Annotated in this window: 16 protein-coding genes; 8 read left to right on the top strand and 8 right to left on the bottom strand. The window is 62.5% G+C overall.

Features of this window, described 5'->3' with window-relative positions:
- Positions 1-19: 19 nt before the first annotated feature.
- On the top strand, positions 20-1,060 hold the full coding sequence (locus ABLE86_RS03825) for a glycosyltransferase family 4 protein (protein ID WP_348777745.1): 1,041 nt from the start codon (positions 20-22) through the stop codon (positions 1,058-1,060).
- 38 nt (positions 1,061-1,098) lie between these two features.
- Here ABLE86_RS03825 and ABLE86_RS03820 read toward each other — a convergent pair whose 3' ends face one another.
- A complete protein-coding gene (locus tag ABLE86_RS03820; protein WP_348777568.1) occupies positions 1,099-1,893 on the bottom strand; it encodes a glycosyltransferase family 2 protein in 795 nt (264 codons plus the stop codon).
- Between the two features lie 128 nt (positions 1,894-2,021).
- Here ABLE86_RS03820 and ABLE86_RS03815 point away from each other — a divergent pair, with 128 nt between their 5' ends.
- A complete protein-coding gene (locus ABLE86_RS03815) occupies positions 2,022-2,852 on the top strand; it encodes a glycosyltransferase family 25 protein (protein ID WP_348777567.1) in 831 nt (276 codons plus the stop codon).
- A 69-nt stretch (positions 2,853-2,921) separates the two neighbouring features.
- Here the strand turns inward: ABLE86_RS03815 and ABLE86_RS03810 are convergent, their stop codons facing one another.
- The 3 genes from ABLE86_RS03810 to ABLE86_RS03800 all read right to left on the bottom strand — a co-directional run bounded on the left by ABLE86_RS03810 (position 2,922) and on the right by ABLE86_RS03800 (position 4,828).
- A complete protein-coding gene (locus ABLE86_RS03810; RefSeq protein ID WP_348777566.1) occupies positions 2,922-3,623 on the bottom strand; it encodes a glycosyltransferase in 702 nt (233 codons plus the stop codon).
- Positions 3,624-3,692: 69 nt separating this feature from the next.
- Complete coding sequence (locus ABLE86_RS03805) at positions 3,693-4,295, bottom strand: hypothetical protein (RefSeq protein ID WP_348777744.1); 603 nt, start codon at positions 4,293-4,295, stop codon at positions 3,693-3,695.
- Positions 4,296-4,345: 50 nt separating this feature from the next.
- Positions 4,346-4,828 carry an Lrp/AsnC family transcriptional regulator gene (locus tag ABLE86_RS03800; RefSeq protein ID WP_348777565.1) on the bottom strand — a complete coding sequence of 161 codons (483 nt, stop codon included), beginning with the start codon at positions 4,826-4,828 and terminating at the stop codon, positions 4,346-4,348.
- 256 nt (positions 4,829-5,084) lie between these two features.
- Between ABLE86_RS03800 and trxB the strand changes: the two genes are divergently transcribed.
- The gene (gene trxB, locus ABLE86_RS03795) at positions 5,085-6,059 is read left to right on the top strand and encodes a thioredoxin-disulfide reductase (protein ID WP_348777564.1); all 975 of its coding nucleotides are present in this window, start codon (positions 5,085-5,087) and stop codon (positions 6,057-6,059) included.
- A complete protein-coding gene (locus ABLE86_RS03790; protein ID WP_348777563.1) occupies positions 6,043-6,993 on the top strand; it encodes a LysR family transcriptional regulator in 951 nt (316 codons plus the stop codon). The genes trxB and ABLE86_RS03790 overlap by 17 nt, the downstream gene beginning before the upstream one ends.
- On the opposite strand, the gene ABLE86_RS03785 is transcribed toward ABLE86_RS03790, so the two are convergent.
- On the bottom strand, positions 6,962-7,531 hold the full coding sequence (locus ABLE86_RS03785; RefSeq protein ID WP_348777562.1) for an isoprenylcysteine carboxylmethyltransferase family protein: 570 nt from the start codon (positions 7,529-7,531) through the stop codon (positions 6,962-6,964). The two genes, ABLE86_RS03790 and ABLE86_RS03785, sit on opposite strands and share 32 nt — an antisense overlap.
- A 753-nt stretch (positions 7,532-8,284) precedes the next feature.
- Positions 8,285-10,336 (bottom strand): elongation factor G, encoded by a 2,052-nt coding sequence (locus ABLE86_RS03780; RefSeq protein ID WP_348777561.1) that lies wholly within the window; start codon positions 10,334-10,336, stop codon positions 8,285-8,287.
- 269 nt (positions 10,337-10,605) lie between these two features.
- On the opposite strand from ABLE86_RS03780, the gene ABLE86_RS03775 reads away from it, so the two are divergent.
- Complete coding sequence (locus ABLE86_RS03775; RefSeq protein WP_348777560.1) at positions 10,606-12,195, top strand: ABC transporter substrate-binding protein; 1,590 nt, start codon at positions 10,606-10,608, stop codon at positions 12,193-12,195.
- Between the two features lie 96 nt (positions 12,196-12,291).
- Here ABLE86_RS03775 and ABLE86_RS03770 read toward each other — a convergent pair whose 3' ends face one another.
- On the bottom strand, positions 12,292-13,494 hold the full coding sequence (locus ABLE86_RS03770; protein ID WP_348777559.1) for a pyridoxal phosphate-dependent aminotransferase: 1,203 nt from the start codon (positions 13,492-13,494) through the stop codon (positions 12,292-12,294).
- A 182-nt stretch (positions 13,495-13,676) separates the two neighbouring features.
- On the opposite strand from ABLE86_RS03770, the gene ABLE86_RS03765 reads away from it, so the two are divergent.
- From ABLE86_RS03765 to ABLE86_RS03755, 3 genes are all read left to right on the top strand, one after another.
- Positions 13,677-14,543, top strand: coding sequence for an EAL domain-containing protein (locus ABLE86_RS03765; protein WP_348777558.1), 867 nt, complete (start codon positions 13,677-13,679; stop codon positions 14,541-14,543).
- Positions 14,540-15,361 (top strand): EAL domain-containing protein, encoded by an 822-nt coding sequence (locus ABLE86_RS03760; protein WP_348777557.1) that lies wholly within the window; start codon positions 14,540-14,542, stop codon positions 15,359-15,361. Before ABLE86_RS03765 ends, ABLE86_RS03760 begins: the two co-directional genes overlap by 4 nt.
- 98 nt (positions 15,362-15,459) lie before the next feature.
- Positions 15,460-16,068 (top strand): glutathione S-transferase family protein, encoded by a 609-nt coding sequence (locus ABLE86_RS03755; protein ID WP_348777743.1) that lies wholly within the window; start codon positions 15,460-15,462, stop codon positions 16,066-16,068.
- A 233-nt stretch (positions 16,069-16,301) separates the two neighbouring features.
- Here the strand turns inward: ABLE86_RS03755 and ABLE86_RS03750 are convergent, their stop codons facing one another.
- A complete protein-coding gene (locus ABLE86_RS03750; protein ID WP_348777556.1) occupies positions 16,302-16,514 on the bottom strand; it encodes a cold-shock protein in 213 nt (70 codons plus the stop codon).
- Positions 16,515-16,577 lie beyond the last annotated feature (63 nt).

Raw genomic sequence — 16,577 nt, 5'->3', positions numbered from 1 at the left:
CGGCGAGCCTGCTCCCGACATGGCCCGCGTCGAGGTGGTCGCTCCCAACCTCAAGCGCCGCCTTTCGGGCGTGACCAGCACGATCATCCAGCTGGTTCCCATCCAGTCGCAAAGCGTGGGCATCGCCACCTTCGGGCCAGGCCTGCCGGATACGCTGCCGCGCATGCGCTGGTGGCAACTCTTCTCACTATGGAAGCGGCCAGGCTCGGGGCGCAAGCGCATCTGGCATGCAAGGCGCAACACCGAGATGCTGACGGGCCTGGTGCTGAAGCTGCTTGGGGCGCCGCTGTCGCTTGTCTTCACCTCCGCCGCGCAGCGCGAACACACGCGCTGGACCAGGTTTCTGATCCGGCAGATGGATGCCGTGATTGCCACCAGCAGCAAGGCAGCCGCCTATCTCAAGGTGCCCAGCACCGTGGTGATGCACGGCGTCGACACCAGCAGATTCACGCCGCCAAAGGACAAGGCCGCCGCGCTGAGCGCGCTCAGGCTCGATCCGACGCGGAACTATGTCGGCTGCTTCGGCCGTGTGCGTCATCAGAAGGGGGTCGATCTCTTCGTAGACGCCATGATCGAGCTTCTGCCGGGCCGGCCCGGCTGGTCGGCGGTGATATCCGGACGCGCGACTGCCCAGCACGCCGGGTTCGAGCAGGAACTGAAACAGAAAGCCGCCGCAGCAGGACTTGCCGACCGCATCCTGTTTGTCGGCGAGGTTGCGGACATCACGCCCTGGTTCGGAGCGATGTCGCTCTACATCGCACCCCAGCGTTGGGAAGGGTTCGGGCTCACGCCTCTCGAGGCGATGTCGAGCGGCGTGCCGGTTGTGGCGACCGATGTCGGTGCCTTTTCTGAGCTGGTCGTTGAAGGCGTGACCGGAAACGTCGTTGACCGCGAGGACCTGCCGGCAATCATCGCGGCTGCCGGCCGCCTGATGGATGACGAAGCCGTCCGCAAGGCCGCGGCTGAAGCGGCCCTTGCGCATGCACGCTCAGCCTTTCCGCTGCGGCGCGAAGCCGATGGCATTCGCACGGTCTATGACCGGGTCTGGTCGAATGGGTAGGGCAATGGTCCCGAAAGGTTGCCTTTCGGCCAGGCCGGCTATTCCGAAGGCATGCCATCCTTCGAGAGACGATAGAGCTTCGCCTCGGTCATGAAGACGTAGCTCGACAGCATCACGGAATAGATCAGTCCCGGTGTGCCGCACAGGAAAAAGCGCTGGGCGAGATAGAATTTGAGAAACTGCGCTAGCGGCTTCAGCATGATCTTTGAGAAGCTGGAGGTCTTCCCGCGCTGGTGTCCGGCAAGTGCCTTCAGCCTCGAATAGCCATTCATCTTGCCAAAATCCTGATTGATGGAAAGGTTGCGGAAGTGAAGGATGCGACCTCGCGTCAGCTTCCTGACCTGACCTTCGACCCTCAGGGATTCATGCACGGCCAGGCCCTGGTCGTAGCTCGCCCTGTCCTTGCGCACCAGGCGTACGAGGTGCTCTGCATGCACGGCGGCCGGGGGGTAGCCGTAGCCCGGAAGATATTCCGGCCGCTTGATCGAATACCCCGCAACGTCCGGGTGATCGAAATTCCCGGCCAACAGCTCGGCCCTCAGTTGCTCGTCCAGGCGCTCGTCGCAGTCCAGGTTCAGGCACCAGGCTGAGGTGCACTGCTCCAGCGCAAACTGCTTCTGTTGGGCAAAGCCCGGCCATTCCCGCTGGATGAGGCGGATTGGAAAGCCGCGAGCCGTGTAGTCTGCAATCAACTCCAGCGTGCCATCGGTCGATCCTGAATCGACGATGACGATTTCCCGGCAGATATCGAGGCTGTCGAGGCAGTCCCCCAGCACCGATGCTTCGTTCTTGGAAATGATGTAAGCTGAAATCGGAGCGATGTTACGCGTCATTTTTTTGCCTAGGGCTGCCGATAATGCGGTGGCTTGAGCTCGAATGTGTGCAGTTTCTTTAGGGAATGCCGCGGCGATGGTCCAGACCGCGCCTCGGAACGAATATTCAACAGTATTCGGATCCTGGCATGAAACTCTACCTGATCAATCTCGACCGATCTGCCGACCGTCTCGCCTGGTTCAGGAAACAGATCGAAGGCATGTACATCGACCTGGTGCGGGTGCCGGCGGTGGACGCCAGGGAACTGCCCGACGCGGAGCTGGAACGGCTTCGCGGGCTGTCTTCGGGGCGCAATTCCTTATCCGCTGGTGAAATCGGCTGCTTTCTGAGCCACCGCAAAGTGTGGGAAATGGTCGTCGCGGAAAATGCGCCCTGGGCCTTCATAGCCGAGGACGACATCCATTTTTCCAGTGATGCGGGGAACTTCTTGCGTTCGCACGAGTGGATTCCGGCTGGTACGGATATCGTCAAGGGGGAGGCTACGCTGAAGCGGGTCGAGATGGGCCACGTGGTGGAGGCTACGCCGTTCGGGCACGAGTTGCGCCGACTGATTTCGTATCACTTCTGCGCGGGAGGGTATTTTGTGACACCCCGGACAGCTCGGCGATTGCTGGCCGCAACCGAGCGGAACTGCGAGCCGGTCGACGAGATAATCTTCTCCCCGAAATACGGAATTCTCGGTGAACTCCATGCCCTGCAGTTGGTGCCCGCGATCTGCATGCAGCACAACCTCGTTTTCGGTTCGTCGGCAGACGAACAGATGGCCAGCACACTGGAGACGGATAGGGTCAGCTTCCATCGCCACGATCCAAGAAGCCCCAGGCTTCGGGGGTGGGGCAAAATTCCTCGGGAACTTGGCCGCGTCGGGCGTCAGATCGCCGTTTCCGTGCGCAGGGCAGCTCTTCTCGCGACCGGTCGCCTCATTTTCCGGACCGTACCCTTCAGCCCCAGGGGATGAGCATTTCTCTCGTCATCCAGCCGGCCGGGCGTGCGCGGAGGCCTATCCACGCACGCGCCCATGCGGGGGTTACATCGGCCTGAAATCGGGGGCGATCCTCAGCGCTTCCTGACGCCAGACATCCCCGTATTCGACATCCTGCCAGTCCTTGAACCAGGGACCGCCGCTCGTGTAATGCACAGCCTTGGGCGGGCCATCGGCCGGTTTCTCGTTCCATCCCTCCAGCCAATTCCACTCCATCGGCAGATCGCCGATTTCGTCGTCTTCCGCCCACTGCATGCGATGCAGGTAGGCACCGGATTCGCGGTTGGCGAGTTCCGCTGTCAGCCTGCGGGTCGATGGATGGGCGCAGTTGAAAAACATGAAGGAAGACCAGTTCTTGCGCGGGTAGCTCGTCTGCGCCTTGCCGTCCATCTTCAACCCTTCCTTCGGTCGGTAGTCATGCTTGACGCACATGACGGCCTTGGTCGGGTCCTGATAATCTCGCAGTTCGGCAAGGTCCCCGAAGAACAGAAAGTCGCAGTCGCAGAACAATGCCCATCCTTCGAAATTGGCAAGGTGTGGCGTAAAAAAGCGTGAATATGTAAATTCTGTCGAGGCAAGTGGATCAATGTCGCGAGAGTAGAGGCCTCTGGCGACAAGGTCGTTCAGCTTGATCGGCTGAATGTCCAGTGGAGTAGAGGCATTCTTCAGGGCTGTGCTTTTCGCGACCTCGTATGCGATTGACTCACGAGAATCCCAGCCGATGAATATCTTCAGCGTGTCGTTCATGCCGAGTATCCAATCTGATTGTTCCCCAGAAAGGATTATGCACGAATTTTTTTCGCGAAGAACTGATATTTATTCCAGTATTATTACGCGGCCGTGATCCACCTGTTCCAAGACCCATCGGCGCTCGTCGGCCCAGGTATGTTGCTGCCATCCCTCCCAGGTGAAGCCGCAGATTTCTATGCGCCACTCGTCTGCTGGGTGGTGTTCGAGAGCGTGCCAAATCCCGAAAAAACCGGTGCTTGGAAAGAACTCGCGCATTTTGGCTTCCGGCAATCCGAGTGCGCGGCAGCCCTGTTCGTAGAACTGCGGAGGCATGATCCGTATTTCCTTGCCCGCGCCTCCGAACACCTCGATGCCTTTGAGCGTATATTCGGCTCGTTTGCCCTTCAGGCGGGACAGAAACGAGACCTTTATGAAATATCGCCGAACTATGAGCGGGTGATAGGGAAACACCAATTCCCTGGCGGCCTGAAAGATAGGCGAGGTGATCAGCTCAGGAGTTTTCAGCCGCCGCCGCATGGGTGGTCCGGTGTTGGCCATCAGCAACCGGTCGGTCTTGACCCCGCTCAGGCCAATTCCGGCCTTCGGATCATTGAAGCGGATTACGAAGTCGGCGCTGTCGACATGCTCGGAAAGGTCGCGCGAAAGCGGACCATTACCGACGATTACCATGCGTTTTCTGGTATCGGTCGTTCCCAACGTTTCTCCTTGCGGAATTCTCGCTAACTATATGCTTCTATGGCCACCAATCCTTCGTTCTTCACCTGGCGGATGGTCAGAGCAGTGCGCACGGTATCGACATTGGGCGCGGAGGCAAGATCCTCGATCACGAAGTTCTGGAAGGTGGTGAGGTCGCTTGCCACGCAATGCAGCATGAAGTCGGAGTCGCCCGAGACCATCCATGCCTGGCGCACGATCGGCCATAGGCGCGTCCGGTCGGCAAATGCCTTCAGCTCCGCCTCGGCGTGGTGATGAAGGCCCACCAGGCAGAAGGCCACCACGTCCATACCAAGCGCGGGGGCGTTGAGCAGGGCGCGATAGCCGCGGATAATGCCGGAATCTTCAAGCCGCTTGACCCGCCTGAGGCAAGGCGGGGCCGAGATGCCCACCCGCCGCGACAGCTCGACATTGGTCATGCGCCCTTCATTCTGCAGTTCCTGCAGGATCTTCCAGTCGATCGCGTCGAGGTCGGCCTTCAGCGGCATGTTGGTTTTCCAGTGCGGTGGCGCAAGAATCTGTCGCCATCGTGTAATTAAACTATAAGCGGGGCGGCGTCAGGCCCACGCAGCGAAATTTTCTACTGCCTTTCGGGGGTGCTTCGCTGCGTCAGGGGCCGCGCGGGCAAAGCTTTCCGGGGACGGTCGATTCGTCGCCTTGCTGCCTGCGCCGCCAACACTTAGATTAGCGCGAAATATCAATCCGCATCGCTACGTGCCGCCCCAAGTTCATGAAGGCCTTTACATGACGACCAAACATGCGCCCGTCCTTATCATCGGCTCCGGTCCTGCAGGTTATACGGCTGCCATCTATGCGGCGCGCGCCATGCTGAAACCCGTGCTGGTGGCCGGGCTGGAGCAGGGCGGCCAGCTCATGATCACCACCGATGTCGAGAATTATCCCGGCTTCGCAGACCCCATCCAGGGTCCCTGGCTGATGGGCGAGATGCTCAAGCAGGCTGAGAATGTCGGCGCCGAAATCGTCAATGATCTGATCACCGAAGTGAATCTGGACGTGCGGCCCTTCCGTCTGAAGGCGGATTCTGGCGCCGAATACACCTGCGATGCGCTGATCATCGCCACCGGCGCCAAGGCCAAATGGCTTGGCATTCCCAGCGAGCAGACCTTCATGGGCTTCGGCGTCTCGGCCTGCGCCACCTGCGACGGCTTCTTCTATCGCGGCAAGGACGTGGCGGTGGTGGGCGGCGGCAATTCGGCTGTCGAAGAAGCGCTGTACCTCTCCAATCTTGCCAGAACCGTCACCGTCATCCATCGGCGCGACGATTTCCGCGCCGAGCGCATCCTGCGCGAGCGCCTGCTGCAGAAGGACAACATCAAGGTCATCTGGAATACGGTGGTGGACGAGATCACGGGCAATCCGGGCAAGCCGCCGCTGCCGCCTTCCGCGAGCGGGCTCAAGCTGCGCAACGTCGTGACCGGCGAGCACAGCGACCTGCCTGTCGATGGCGTGTTCGTGGCGATCGGCCATGCACCGGCGGTCGAGCTCTTCGTCGGCAAGCTCAAGCAGAAGCCGAGCGGCTATCTCTGGACCGAACCGGATTCAACCCGCACCAGCGTGCCTGGCGTATTCGCGGCCGGCGACGTCACCGACGATGTCTACCGCCAGGCGGTTACGGCGGCCGGTCTCGGCTGCATGGCGGCACTGGAAGCCGAAAAATTTCTTGCCGGAATAGAAGTTCATCGTGAAGCCGCGGAATAAGCCAGAACAGAACAACGTCAGGGTAGGTCGGCGCAGCGAGGCGCTCGACTGGGACAAGCTGCGCGTGTTTCACGCCGCGGCGGAAGCCGGCTCGTTCACACATGCGGCCGAGACGCTGCGCCTTTCCCAATCGGCGATCTCGCGCCAGGTAAGCGCGTTGGAGAGCGAAGTGGGGGTGGCGCTGTTCCACCGCCATGCGCGCGGCCTGGTCTTGACCGAGCAGGGCGAAATGCTGTTCCGCACGGCGCACGACGTGCTGATGAAGCTCGAATCGATCAAGTCGCGACTGAGCGAGGCCAAGGATCGGCCTTCCGGCGTTCTCCGTGTCACCACTACGGTGGGGCTTGGCGCCGGCTGGCTGACGGAGCGCGTGCAGGAATTCCTCGAGCTCTACCCGGACATCAACCTGCAGCTCATCCTGGCCAATGAGGAGCTGGACCTGACCATGCGCCAGGCCGACTGCGCGCTGCGGCTGCGCCAGCCCCAGCAGCCCGACCTGATCCAGCGCCGGCTGTTCACGGTGCATTTCCACCTCTACGCCTCGCCGTCCTATGTGAACAAATACGGCAAGCCGGAAAGCATGGCCGAACTGCGCAACCACCGCATCGTCACCTTCGGCTTGCCGGTGCCATCGCATCTCAGCGAGTTGAACTGGCTGGAGACCGTGGGCGACTTCGAAGGCGGGCAGCGCATCGCCAACCTGCAGATCAACGACATCTTGTCGATCAAGCGTGCGGTGCAGACCGGAGCTGGCATCGCCATGCTGCCGGACTATGTTGTGAGCAAGGATTCCGGCCTGGTCCAGGTGCTGCCGGAAACCGAGGTGCCGTCCTTCGACACCTATTTCTGCTATCCGGACGCGATGAAGAACCAGGCGAAGCTGCACGTGTTCCGTGACTTCGTCATCGCCAAGGCGCGCAACTGGCCCTATTGAGTCGGCCGCGCCGATCCCTTCCCATGTGATCGCTTGTTCTGGTGTCGCGCCACGGCGTGAGGCGTGGCACCCAGCCGCGCACCGTGCGCCGATAGGCCTCGTATTGGTCGCCGTAGCGTCGCGCCAGCGTCGGCTCTTCGTAAAAGTGCACGAAGGCGAAGGTGGCCGCCCATGCCGCTGCCGCATAGAGCGCGACGGCCCAGGAGGCGAAAAGCAGCGCCTGTCCGAGAATGATCGCCAGCACTGCCACATACATCGGGTTGCGCACATACCGATAAGGCCCGCCGACGACCAGCCGCTCGGTGGGCGCCACCGGGGCAGGGGTGCCGGCCCCCTCCAGGGCGAAACGGGCGAAGGCTTGAAGCAGCACCGCGGCGCCCGCCACGACGAGCAGCAGACCAAGCGGCACCGCGCCAGCCACGGATGAGAACGGCCGACCATAACGCTGGGTAAGCAACCAGGGCACAACACCGGCCACGACGCCGGGCGCAAGGATGAAGAAGACGGCACTGCCGGCGATGGCGAGAGGCCTGCGCATGTTTCACCCCCTGCATTCAGCCCCTGTTAGGGAACTGAGATTAGCCTGATCAACTCTGCGGCACTCGAGGCCGTCGGGCACTCGGGCCAACTCCGTTCGCAGCTCGAAAATCTCCTGGCCCTATCGACTGGTCCAAGTTTGGGCCACAGCCTGCGTCATTTTGCATGGGTGCCTTGCAAGGAAGCGGCTTGTTTCCCCAGCAGGTATAGCCCATATACCAACCATCTCCTGGGCGCGTTCCTCCTCCCATTAGCGCCCTAGAGTGTTCCCCTCTGGAGGTTTAGCCTTAATCGGCACTTCCAATCAAACTTAGCCGGGTCTTTTGATCCGGCTTTTTTTGTGCCCGAAATCCAGTGCGCCTATGTAACCACCCTCCAGTCGGCCGGAACTCGGTCGCTGTATGTCATTGGATACGACGCGCCGCCGCGCCGGAAGGCCGTAGTGTAACCGTGACATGTAACCTCTCGTAACCTGTCTCGCCGTGCCACCCTTTGCTATGCATGTTCAGGACGCGGCGTGCGAGCCTTCGTGAGATGGGGGCATCACACGAAAGCTCGAAGCTCAGGCAGCCGCCGCGTCCGACTGCTTCGCCGCAACAGGCGGAGCAGTTCGTGTCTGAATTGATTGCGGCGGACCTGACGTGCTGCCTCCTCCCCACCCCAAACCAGGGCGGCATGGTCCGCGAGTCGGCGTCCGGGATTGTCCGGGCGCCGATTTTTCTGTTCGCTCTTGGCGAAGCCGCTCATGCAGCGTTCAGGCCGCCTTGCCGCTGGCGTTCATGGCCTCGTCGGCCAGCCGGCCGGTCAGTTCCGCCATGTGGTCGAAACTCGCGCGATAGCTGGCGACGCCGGCCGTTGCCGAACGCAACTCGATGATGAGGTCGCCGATCTCCGCTTGTGGCATCGTCGCTTCCACCACGTCCCATCCCGGCCAGCCCGGCCGGGCGTCGTAGCCCAGGATCTGACCGCGCCGTTGCGGCACGATGCCGGTGATGCGGGCGGTGGCTTCCGAGGGCGTAAATATCTCGACCTTCATGATCGGTTCGAGCAGCACCGGCGAGCAGGCGGTCATGCCTTCCCGCATCGCAAGCTTGGCGGCCATCTGGAAGGCCATGTCCGAAGAATCGACGGTGTGGTAGGAGCCATCGGCAAGATTGACCGCGATGTCCACGATCGGAAAGCCGAGCGGGCCGGAGCGTAGAAAATCGCGAACGCCAGCCTCGACCGACGGGATATAGGTCTTGGGCACTACACCGCCGGTGATCGTGTCGGTGAACTCGAAACCCGTGCCGCGGGGCAGGGGTTTTATGTCCAGGACCACGTCGCCGAACTGGCCATGCCCGCCTGACTGCTTCTTGTGGCGGCCCCGCTGCTGGGTCGCCTTGCGTATCGTCTCGCGGTAGGGAACCGCCGGCGGCTTTGCCTCGACCGGAATCTGGTACTTGCCTTCCAGCCGCTCGACGGTGACGCGCAGGTGCATTTCGCCGTGGCCCATCAGCACCGTTTCGCTGGAATCCTGCTGATGGCGAAGCGACAGCGACGGGTCTTCCTCCGCCAGTCGCTGAATGGCGGCCGACATCCTGACGTCGTCCTTGCGCTCCTTCGGGCGCACGGAGAAGGCGAATACCGGATCGGGCATTTTGAAGGTGGCGAGGGGCTGCGTTCCACCCTTGCTCGTGGTCAGCGTCTGCCCGGTTCGCACACTGTCAAGCTTGCCGAGTGCCACCGTTTCACCGGCCGCGGCCGAAGCCTGCTTGGCCTGGTCCTTGCCGAACATGCGGTAGATGCCCGACACCTTGGCGCTGGCGCCGCCGGGCAGGAACAGTTCCGCGCCGTCTGCCACCGAGCCGGACAGGATGCGCGAGACCGAGAGCTTGCCGCCGTGTGGTGTGTGGATGGTCTTCATCACCTGCACCACGGTCTGGCCGCTGTTCGGCGCGCCGAGCCGTTGCCTGGTCGTCTCCACGTCGGGCGCATCATGGCGGATCGTCTTTAGCAGGCGCAGAACGCCATTGCCCTTTTCGGCCGACCCGATCAGCACGGGCGTCACCGCGCCGCTGCGCAGGTCTGCGGCAAGGTCGTCGAAGACCGCGTCCTTGGGCGGCTCGATCTCTTCCAGCAACTGCTCCATCAACGCGTCGTCGTGATCGGCCAGTCTTTCGAGCATTGAAAAGCGCGCCTCTATCTCACGTGCCTTCTCGTCGCTCGGGATCTCGGCGATCTCGCTTTCAGAGTATTCGCGGTAGATGTAGGCCCGCTCCAGCGCCAGGTCGATCGAGCCCACCACGATGCCCTCCTTGCGCAGCGGTATCTGGCGCAGCAGCAGCGGTGTCCGGCTGGTGGGCTGCAGCATCTTCAACGTTTCGCGCACGCCCACTTCGGCCTTGTCGATCTTGTTCAGGAACAGGATGCGCGGCACGCCGAGCTCGTCCAGCCTGCGCATGATGAGCTGCAGGGCCGGCACCTTCTTCTGGTCCGCTTCGGCCACCACCAGCGCCAGGTCGCAGGCCGCCAGCACCGGCTCCGCCTCGAAGGCGAATTCGATCGAGCCGGGGCAATCCACGAAGGTCAGGCTTTCGCCCATGAAGTCGGTGGTGGCGAATGTAGCCTCCACGCTCATGGCATGCGCCCGCGCCTCGGGCGAATGGTCGGATACGGTGTTTCCGGAAGAGATCGGATTCTGACGCGGAATTGCGCCCGTGCGGGCCAGAATGGCTTCGAGAAGGGTGGTTTTGCCGCTAGAAAAGGGACCGACGATGGCGATGCATTTCGGTCCCGTGCGTCTTCCTCCAGCGCGATTGCCCATGATGATGCGACCTCCTCCTGATGCGTGAACACCCAGGCGGCGGCCGGCCTGTTCCGGCCGTCGCGTGGCGGGTTCGTAAGCTCCGCCAAGCGGCATCGTCACACGGGCCGAGGTAGAGGGCAAGGAAATTGAGCGCCGGAGGCTGCGCTGTCTGCGCCATCCGATGTCGTTGTCGGCTCATTGGGCCATCGGCACCGGCGTCCAATATTCCGACCGACGGGGAACCAGAACGACAACAGTCGACCCGATCGAGGAGGAGAAGCCGAAATATGACGAATGAACTGGAGTTTCTGAGCCGCGAGGTCGTGCGCGGCCGCCTGTCGCGCCGCGATTTTCTCGGCCGCGCTGCGGCCCTCGGCGTGACGGCCACGCTTGCCAATACGCTGATCGGCAGCGCCGCGCGTGCGGCCGGCCCGGTCAAGGGCGGCATCCTGAAGGCCGGCATGGTGGGCGGTGAATCCACCAACAGCCTCGATCCCGGCACCTGGGCGAGTCAGGTTCCCTATACGCTCGGCCGCTGCTGGGGCGAGCAGCTTCTGGAAGTCTCGCCCGCCGGCGAGATCGAGCCGCGCATCGCCGAGGAATACGATGCCTCGCCTGATGCCAAGACCTGGACCTTCAAGATCCGCAAGGGCGTGACCTTCCACAACGGCAAGGAACTTACGCCGGCCGACGTGGTGGCTACCCTGGAGCGCCATGCGGACGAGAACTCCAAATCCGCCGCGCTGCCCTTCGTCAGCGACTTCGAAAGCGTCAAGGTCGACGGCGGCAATGTCGTCATCGTGCTGAAGGAGCCGAATGCCGACCTGCCTTACGTCGTCGGCGACTACCACCTGATGATCCAGCCGAACGGCGGCAAGGACGCTCCGACCGCCGGCATCGGCACCGGCCCCTACAAGGTGGTAGCCAACGAGCCCGGCGTGCGCCATGTCGGCGAGCGCTTCAAGGACTATTGGGCACCCGATGCGCGCGGCCATGCCGACCAGATCGAGATCACGGTGATCAACGACGCCACGGCGCGCATGTCAGCGCTGCAGGGCGGGCAGGTGCACATGATCAACCGCATCGAGCCCAAGATCATCGAGATGCTCAAGCGCGTGCCGGGCGTCACGATCCGCAACGTGCCGGGCAAGGGGCACTATGTCTTCATCGCCCATTGCGACACCGCGCCCTTCAGCAACAACGACCTCAGGCTGGCGCTGAAATATGCCGTCGACCGCGAGGAAATGGTGCAGAAGATTCTCGGCGGCTACGGCTCGGTCGGCAACGACATGCCGGTGACGGCGGCCTATGCGCTATTCTCCGACGACATCGAGCAGCGCACCTACGATCCCGACAAGGCGAAGTTCCACTTCAAGAAGTCGGGTCATGACGGGTCGGTGCTGCTGCGCACCTCGGACGTTGCCTTCCCCGGCGCGGTGGATGCTGCCCAGCTCTACCAGCAGAGCGCTGCCAAGGCCGGCATCAACATCGAGGTCAAGCGCGAGCCCGGCGACGGTTACTGGTCCGAGGTCTGGAACAAGCAGCCCTTCTCCATGTCCTACTGGACGGGCCGGCCGACGCAGGATCAGGTCTATTCGATCGCCTATCTGTCGCAGGCCGAGTGGAACGACACGCGATTCCTCCGGCCGGACTTCGACAAGCTGATCTTTGCCGCCCGCGCCGAGCTCGACCAGGCCAAGCGCAAGGAGATCTATCGCCAGGCGGGCGTGATGCTGCGCGACGAGGGCGGTGTGATCATCCCGATGTTCAACAACTATGTCGACGCCACCAGCGACAAGGTCGGCGGCTGGGTGGATGACCCGAACGGCGAGCTGATGGGCAGCCACGCGCTGACCAAGTGCTGGCTGGAGGCCTGACGGGTTCTATTCTCGGAAGCGGGAAACTCACCGCACGACAATAAAAAAAACCCGGCGGAAACGCCGGGTTTTTCTGTTTCGGGGCAACCGTTTGGATCAGGCCAGCGAGGCCGTGAAGCGCTGGATGCGGCTGCAGGCTTCTTCCAGAAGCGCCTCGGAGGTGGCGTAGGAAATGCGGAAGTTCGGGCCAAGGCCGAAGGCCGAGCCGAACACCACCGCCACGCCTTCGGCTTCTAGAAGCTCGGAGCAGAAGGTCTCGTCGCTGTCGATCACCTTGCCGGTCGGCGCGGTCTTGCCGATCAGCGCCGCGCAGGACGGGTAGACGTAGAACGCGCCTTCGGGCGAGGGGCAGGTGATGCCGCGCGCCTGGTTCAGCATCGACACGACCAGGTCGCGGCGCGCCTGGAAGATCGCCTTGTTCCTGGCGATGAAGTCCTGCGGGCCGTTCAGCGCTTCGACCGAGGCCCACTGCGCGATGGTGCAGGCGCCAGACGTCTGCTGGCCCTGGATCATGTCCATGGCCTTGATGAGCTCGATCGGGCCTGCGGCGTAGCCGATGCGCCAGCCGGTCATGGCATAGGCCTTCGACACGCCGTTCATGGTCAGCGTGCGGCTGTAGAGCTGCGGCTCCACCTCGGCGATGGTCTTGAAGACGAAATCGCCATAGGTCAGGTGCTCATACATGTCGTCGGTCAGCACCCAGACCTGCGGGTGCCGCAGCAGAACCTCGGCGAGCTCCTTCAGCTCGGCCTCGGTATAGGCCGCGCCCGAGGGGTTGGACGGCGAGTTGAGCACCAGCCACTTGGTGCGCGGGGTGATCGCCTTTTCCAGCGCCGCGCCGGTCAGCTTGAAGCCGTTGGCGTCGGTGGTCTGGGCAAAGGTCGGCGTGCCGCCGCACAGCAGCACCATCTCGGGATAGCTGACCCAGTAAGGGGTGGGAATGACCACCTCGTCGCCGGGGTTCAGCGTCGCCATGAAGGCGTTGAACAGGATCTGCTTGCCGCCGGTCCCGACGATGGTCTGCTCGGGCTTGTAGTCGAGGTTGTTCTCGCGCTTGAACTTGCTGGCAATCGCCTCGCGCAGCGGCGCGATGCCGGACACCGGCGGGTACTTGGTCTCGCCGCGGCGGATCGCCTCGATCGCCGCGTTCTTGATGTTGTCCGGGGTGTCGAAATCGGGCTCGCCCGCACCAAGGCCGATGACGTCACGGCCTTTCGCTTTCAGCTCGCGCGCTTTCTGGGTCACCGCGATGGTCGCAGAAGGCTTCACGCGGGAAAGGGCGTCGGCAAGGAAGGCCATGACTTTTATCTCCATTCATGGGCGCCTGAAATTTGGCGGCGTTTTTCATGTCGGATTGCGCGCAAAATCGCAAGTGCTGCGTCAAAAAGGACGGGACAAATCGTCCAAAGGTTCATCTCGTTAATGCGCGGTAAAACCTTGTATGCAAATGTTGCCCGTCAAATTTGGAGCAAACAAGAATCGTGTCTCGCACTGTCGGGTCGGCCCATATCATCCGACAGGATGGCGGAGTTTCCAAGGGCGCTTGGGGAGCGTTCGTGCTGGAAACCGCATTCCAGCCAATTTTCGCCTTCCAGCCGGGCAGCAAGCCGAAGGTGGTGGCCTATGAAGGGCTGGTTCGGCCGTCCCTGGGTGGAGAGCGCATTTCTCCGGCAATCTTCTTCAGCGCGGTGGCGGCTTCGGAGCGCCTTGAGGTCGAGACGCTGACGCGCACGCTGCATCTGTTCAACGCTGCCGCCTTTCTGGCGACGGAAGCGATGATTTTCGTCAATTTCGATCCGTCCCTGTTCACCGAGCAGTCGGTTGCAGACAGTTCGCTGCAGGACATGCGCATGGTGATGGGAAAGGCGGGCATCCATCCGCGCCGCGTAGTCTGCGAACTGACCGAGCAGAAGGCAGCCTCGCCCGAGGCGCTGAAGGCTTTTGTCAATGCGCTGAGAGCGAACGGGTTGAAAGTCGCGATCGACGACTATGGGGCCGAGGATTCGGACATCAAACGTGTCGAGGCGCTGCGTCCGGATATCGTGAAATTCGACGCGCAGTGGATCAGCCACATGATGGGCTCGGGCGCGGGGTTTGCGCTTCTGACCGCCATGGTGGAAAAGTTTGCCGAGCAGGGCATCACGACCGTCTTCGAGGGCATCGAGGAGGGGTGGCAACTGGAACTCGCGGAAAAGTCGGGCGCCTCGATGGTGCAGGGCTTTGTGCTGGCGCGGCCCGAAATCGTTTCTTCCGAACTGGCCATCAAGAACGCCTTCAAGGCGAATGAGCCGGGTTCGGCACCGGCATCGGCCATACGCAAGTCGCCCGGTCGAAAGAAGCCGACATGACCAGTGCGGCCGCAATCCGCGAGTCGATCGTCACCGACGAGATCGGCATCGCGACCGCGGTTTTGGGGCCGTACCGGCTTAAGAGCGTCTTCCAACCGATCTTCTCACGCTCTGGGGGTACGCTGCGGCTGACGGGCGTGCAGGCCACAGCGGCAACGCTGGGCAATGGACGGCCAATCGGCAGCGGTGCGGATCTCGCTGTGGCAACAACGCGTGAGGCCGCCATGGCCGAGCCCCTGAGCTTGGCGCTCCACCTGCGCAACTATGCCAATATCGGCGTTGCCGGCCTGGACCTGCATGTGGATTGTGTTTCCTGCCCGGGCGTCGACCTCCTGTCTGTTCTGACCACCGTGCCGATGGCCGGGTGGGACGACATCGTCCTCGGTGCCGAAAAGCTGGTCTGCGAGATCGCCCCGGCCCAAAGCCGGGACTACGCATTCTGGCAAGCCATAGACGACTTGCGCTGGAAAGGCGTTCGCCTCGCCGGCACATTCGGCGCCGAGCGGAAGTTTCCTGCGGAGGTCGTGCCAGACATCGTCCGGATCGACGGCGGCTGGCTTGGCAAGATCCGCACCGAGGCAACCGCGCAACTGCTGGTGCCGGTGATCTCGATACTGCGTCGCCGCGGCGCAAAGATCCTGATCGATGGCATCGACACCGCAGGGGAATTGCAGGCCGCGGTCGAGATGGACGCCGATCTGTACCAGGGCAGTTTTCTGGCTCGTTCGGTCCCGGCCGGCGGAGTGCTGGACGACGCACCGCTGTCGCTGGCGGGCCTGCTGGCCGGCGGCAGCAACGTCGTGGCCCTGCGCGGCTGACGCATCACCAGCGTTGATCCATCCGCCAAAACAAATCACTGGATGCTTCGACCGCCGGGGGCAATAGTCTCCTCCTCAACGAGGGGAGGCGCGACGTGATCAAGCTTTACGGAATGGTCGATAGCGGCAATTGCTACAAGCCGAGGCTGCTGCTGGCCAAGCTCGAGCAGCCATTCGAGCATGTCGAGGTCAGTTCCCACACGGGTGCCACGCGTTCGGCTGAATATATGGCCAAGAACCCCAACGGCATGGTGCCGCTGGTGGAACTCGAGGACGGCCGGCTGCTGGCCGAGTCCAATGCGATCCTGCTCTATTTCGCCGAAGGGACGCCGCTGCTGCCGACAGACCGCTATGCGCGCGGACTGGCCTATCAATGGCTGTTCTTCGAGCAGTACAGCCACGAACCCTATATCGCAGTGCGCAAGGCGCTTCTGACTGTTCCGGGGCGCGCCAAGGATGCGACGCCCGAGCGCCTGGCGCTGACGCTGGAGCGCGGCAACAAGGCGCTGGGCGTGATGGAGAAGCACCTTTCCGGGAGCGACTTCTTCGTGGGCAACACCATGAGCGTGGCCGACATTGCGCTCTACGCCTACACGCATGAGGCCGGCAAAGGCGGCTTCGATCTCTCCGCCTATCCGGCGGTGTCGGACTGGCTGGCGCGCGTGGCAGCCGAGCCCGGCCATGTGCCGATCGAGTGGCTGCCCTGAAGTGCTCATCCAGGCAGTCACATCCGGCGATTTTTCGGCAAACAAAAAAGGCGAGGAATTACCCCGCCTTCCGTGTCCCAATCGGGCTGATCAGGAGTTCGCTGGCCAGGTCCGGCGGCAATCTGCCGCGTCGGCTTTCCGGCCTTGACCTCCGGCGCGCTTGTCGCGCAGCCGCCAGTACATCCGTGACTTGCCGCGCGCTCCGAGCCCTGCGGCCGGCGCGCGCTACGAAATCAGCCGGCCTTGGAAAGAGATCCAGCAGCGGACTTGCCTGTGCGGCGGTCCTGCTCGATCTCGAAATTGATCTTCTGGCCTTCGGTGAGGCTGGTCATGCCAGCGCGCTCGACAGCGGAGATGTGGACGAAAACGTCCGCGCCGCCATTGTCAGGCTGGATGAAACCGAAGCCCTTGGTTGCGTTGAACCACTTTACGGTGCCGGTTGCCATGCTGTGTATGTTCCTTGCGTTTGCAACGTAGTTTGACAGGTGGCCGATGGCCAAAATCCAGTC

It is taken from the genome of Mesorhizobium sp. KR2-14 (genome assembly GCF_040049255.1).
GTDB lineage: Bacteria > Pseudomonadota > Alphaproteobacteria > Rhizobiales > Rhizobiaceae > Pseudaminobacter.
Note: the sequence above shows the minus strand (reverse complement) of the source record. Positions and strands in the feature narration are given on the sequence as shown.

Excerpts from the sequence above, each read along its gene's own strand:
- ABLE86_RS03825 (WP_348777745.1), top strand. The coding sequence starts at position 20 with ATGGCCCGCGTCGAGGTGGTCGCTCCCAACCTCAAGCGCCGCCTTTCG.
- ABLE86_RS03820 (WP_348777568.1), bottom strand. The coding sequence starts at position 1,893 with ATGACGCGTAACATCGCTCCGATTTCAGCTTACATCATTTCCAAGAAC.
- ABLE86_RS03815 (WP_348777567.1), top strand. The coding sequence starts at position 2,022 with ATGAAACTCTACCTGATCAATCTCGACCGATCTGCCGACCGTCTCGCC.
- ABLE86_RS03810 (WP_348777566.1), bottom strand. The coding sequence starts at position 3,623 with ATGAACGACACGCTGAAGATATTCATCGGCTGGGATTCTCGTGAGTCA.
- ABLE86_RS03805 (WP_348777744.1), bottom strand. The coding sequence starts at position 4,295 with ATGGTAATCGTCGGTAATGGTCCGCTTTCGCGCGACCTTTCCGAGCAT.
- ABLE86_RS03800 (WP_348777565.1), bottom strand. The coding sequence starts at position 4,828 with ATGCCGCTGAAGGCCGACCTCGACGCGATCGACTGGAAGATCCTGCAG.
- trxB (WP_348777564.1), top strand. The coding sequence starts at position 5,085 with ATGACGACCAAACATGCGCCCGTCCTTATCATCGGCTCCGGTCCTGCA.
- ABLE86_RS03785 (WP_348777562.1), bottom strand. The coding sequence starts at position 7,531 with ATGCGCAGGCCTCTCGCCATCGCCGGCAGTGCCGTCTTCTTCATCCTT.
- ABLE86_RS03780 (WP_348777561.1), bottom strand. The coding sequence starts at position 10,336 with ATGGGCAATCGCGCTGGAGGAAGACGCACGGGACCGAAATGCATCGCC.
- ABLE86_RS03775 (WP_348777560.1), top strand. The coding sequence starts at position 10,606 with ATGACGAATGAACTGGAGTTTCTGAGCCGCGAGGTCGTGCGCGGCCGC.
- ABLE86_RS03770 (WP_348777559.1), bottom strand. The coding sequence starts at position 13,494 with ATGGCCTTCCTTGCCGACGCCCTTTCCCGCGTGAAGCCTTCTGCGACC.
- ABLE86_RS03760 (WP_348777557.1), top strand. The coding sequence starts at position 14,540 with ATGACCAGTGCGGCCGCAATCCGCGAGTCGATCGTCACCGACGAGATC.
- ABLE86_RS03750 (WP_348777556.1), bottom strand. The coding sequence starts at position 16,514 with ATGGCAACCGGCACCGTAAAGTGGTTCAACGCAACCAAGGGCTTCGGT.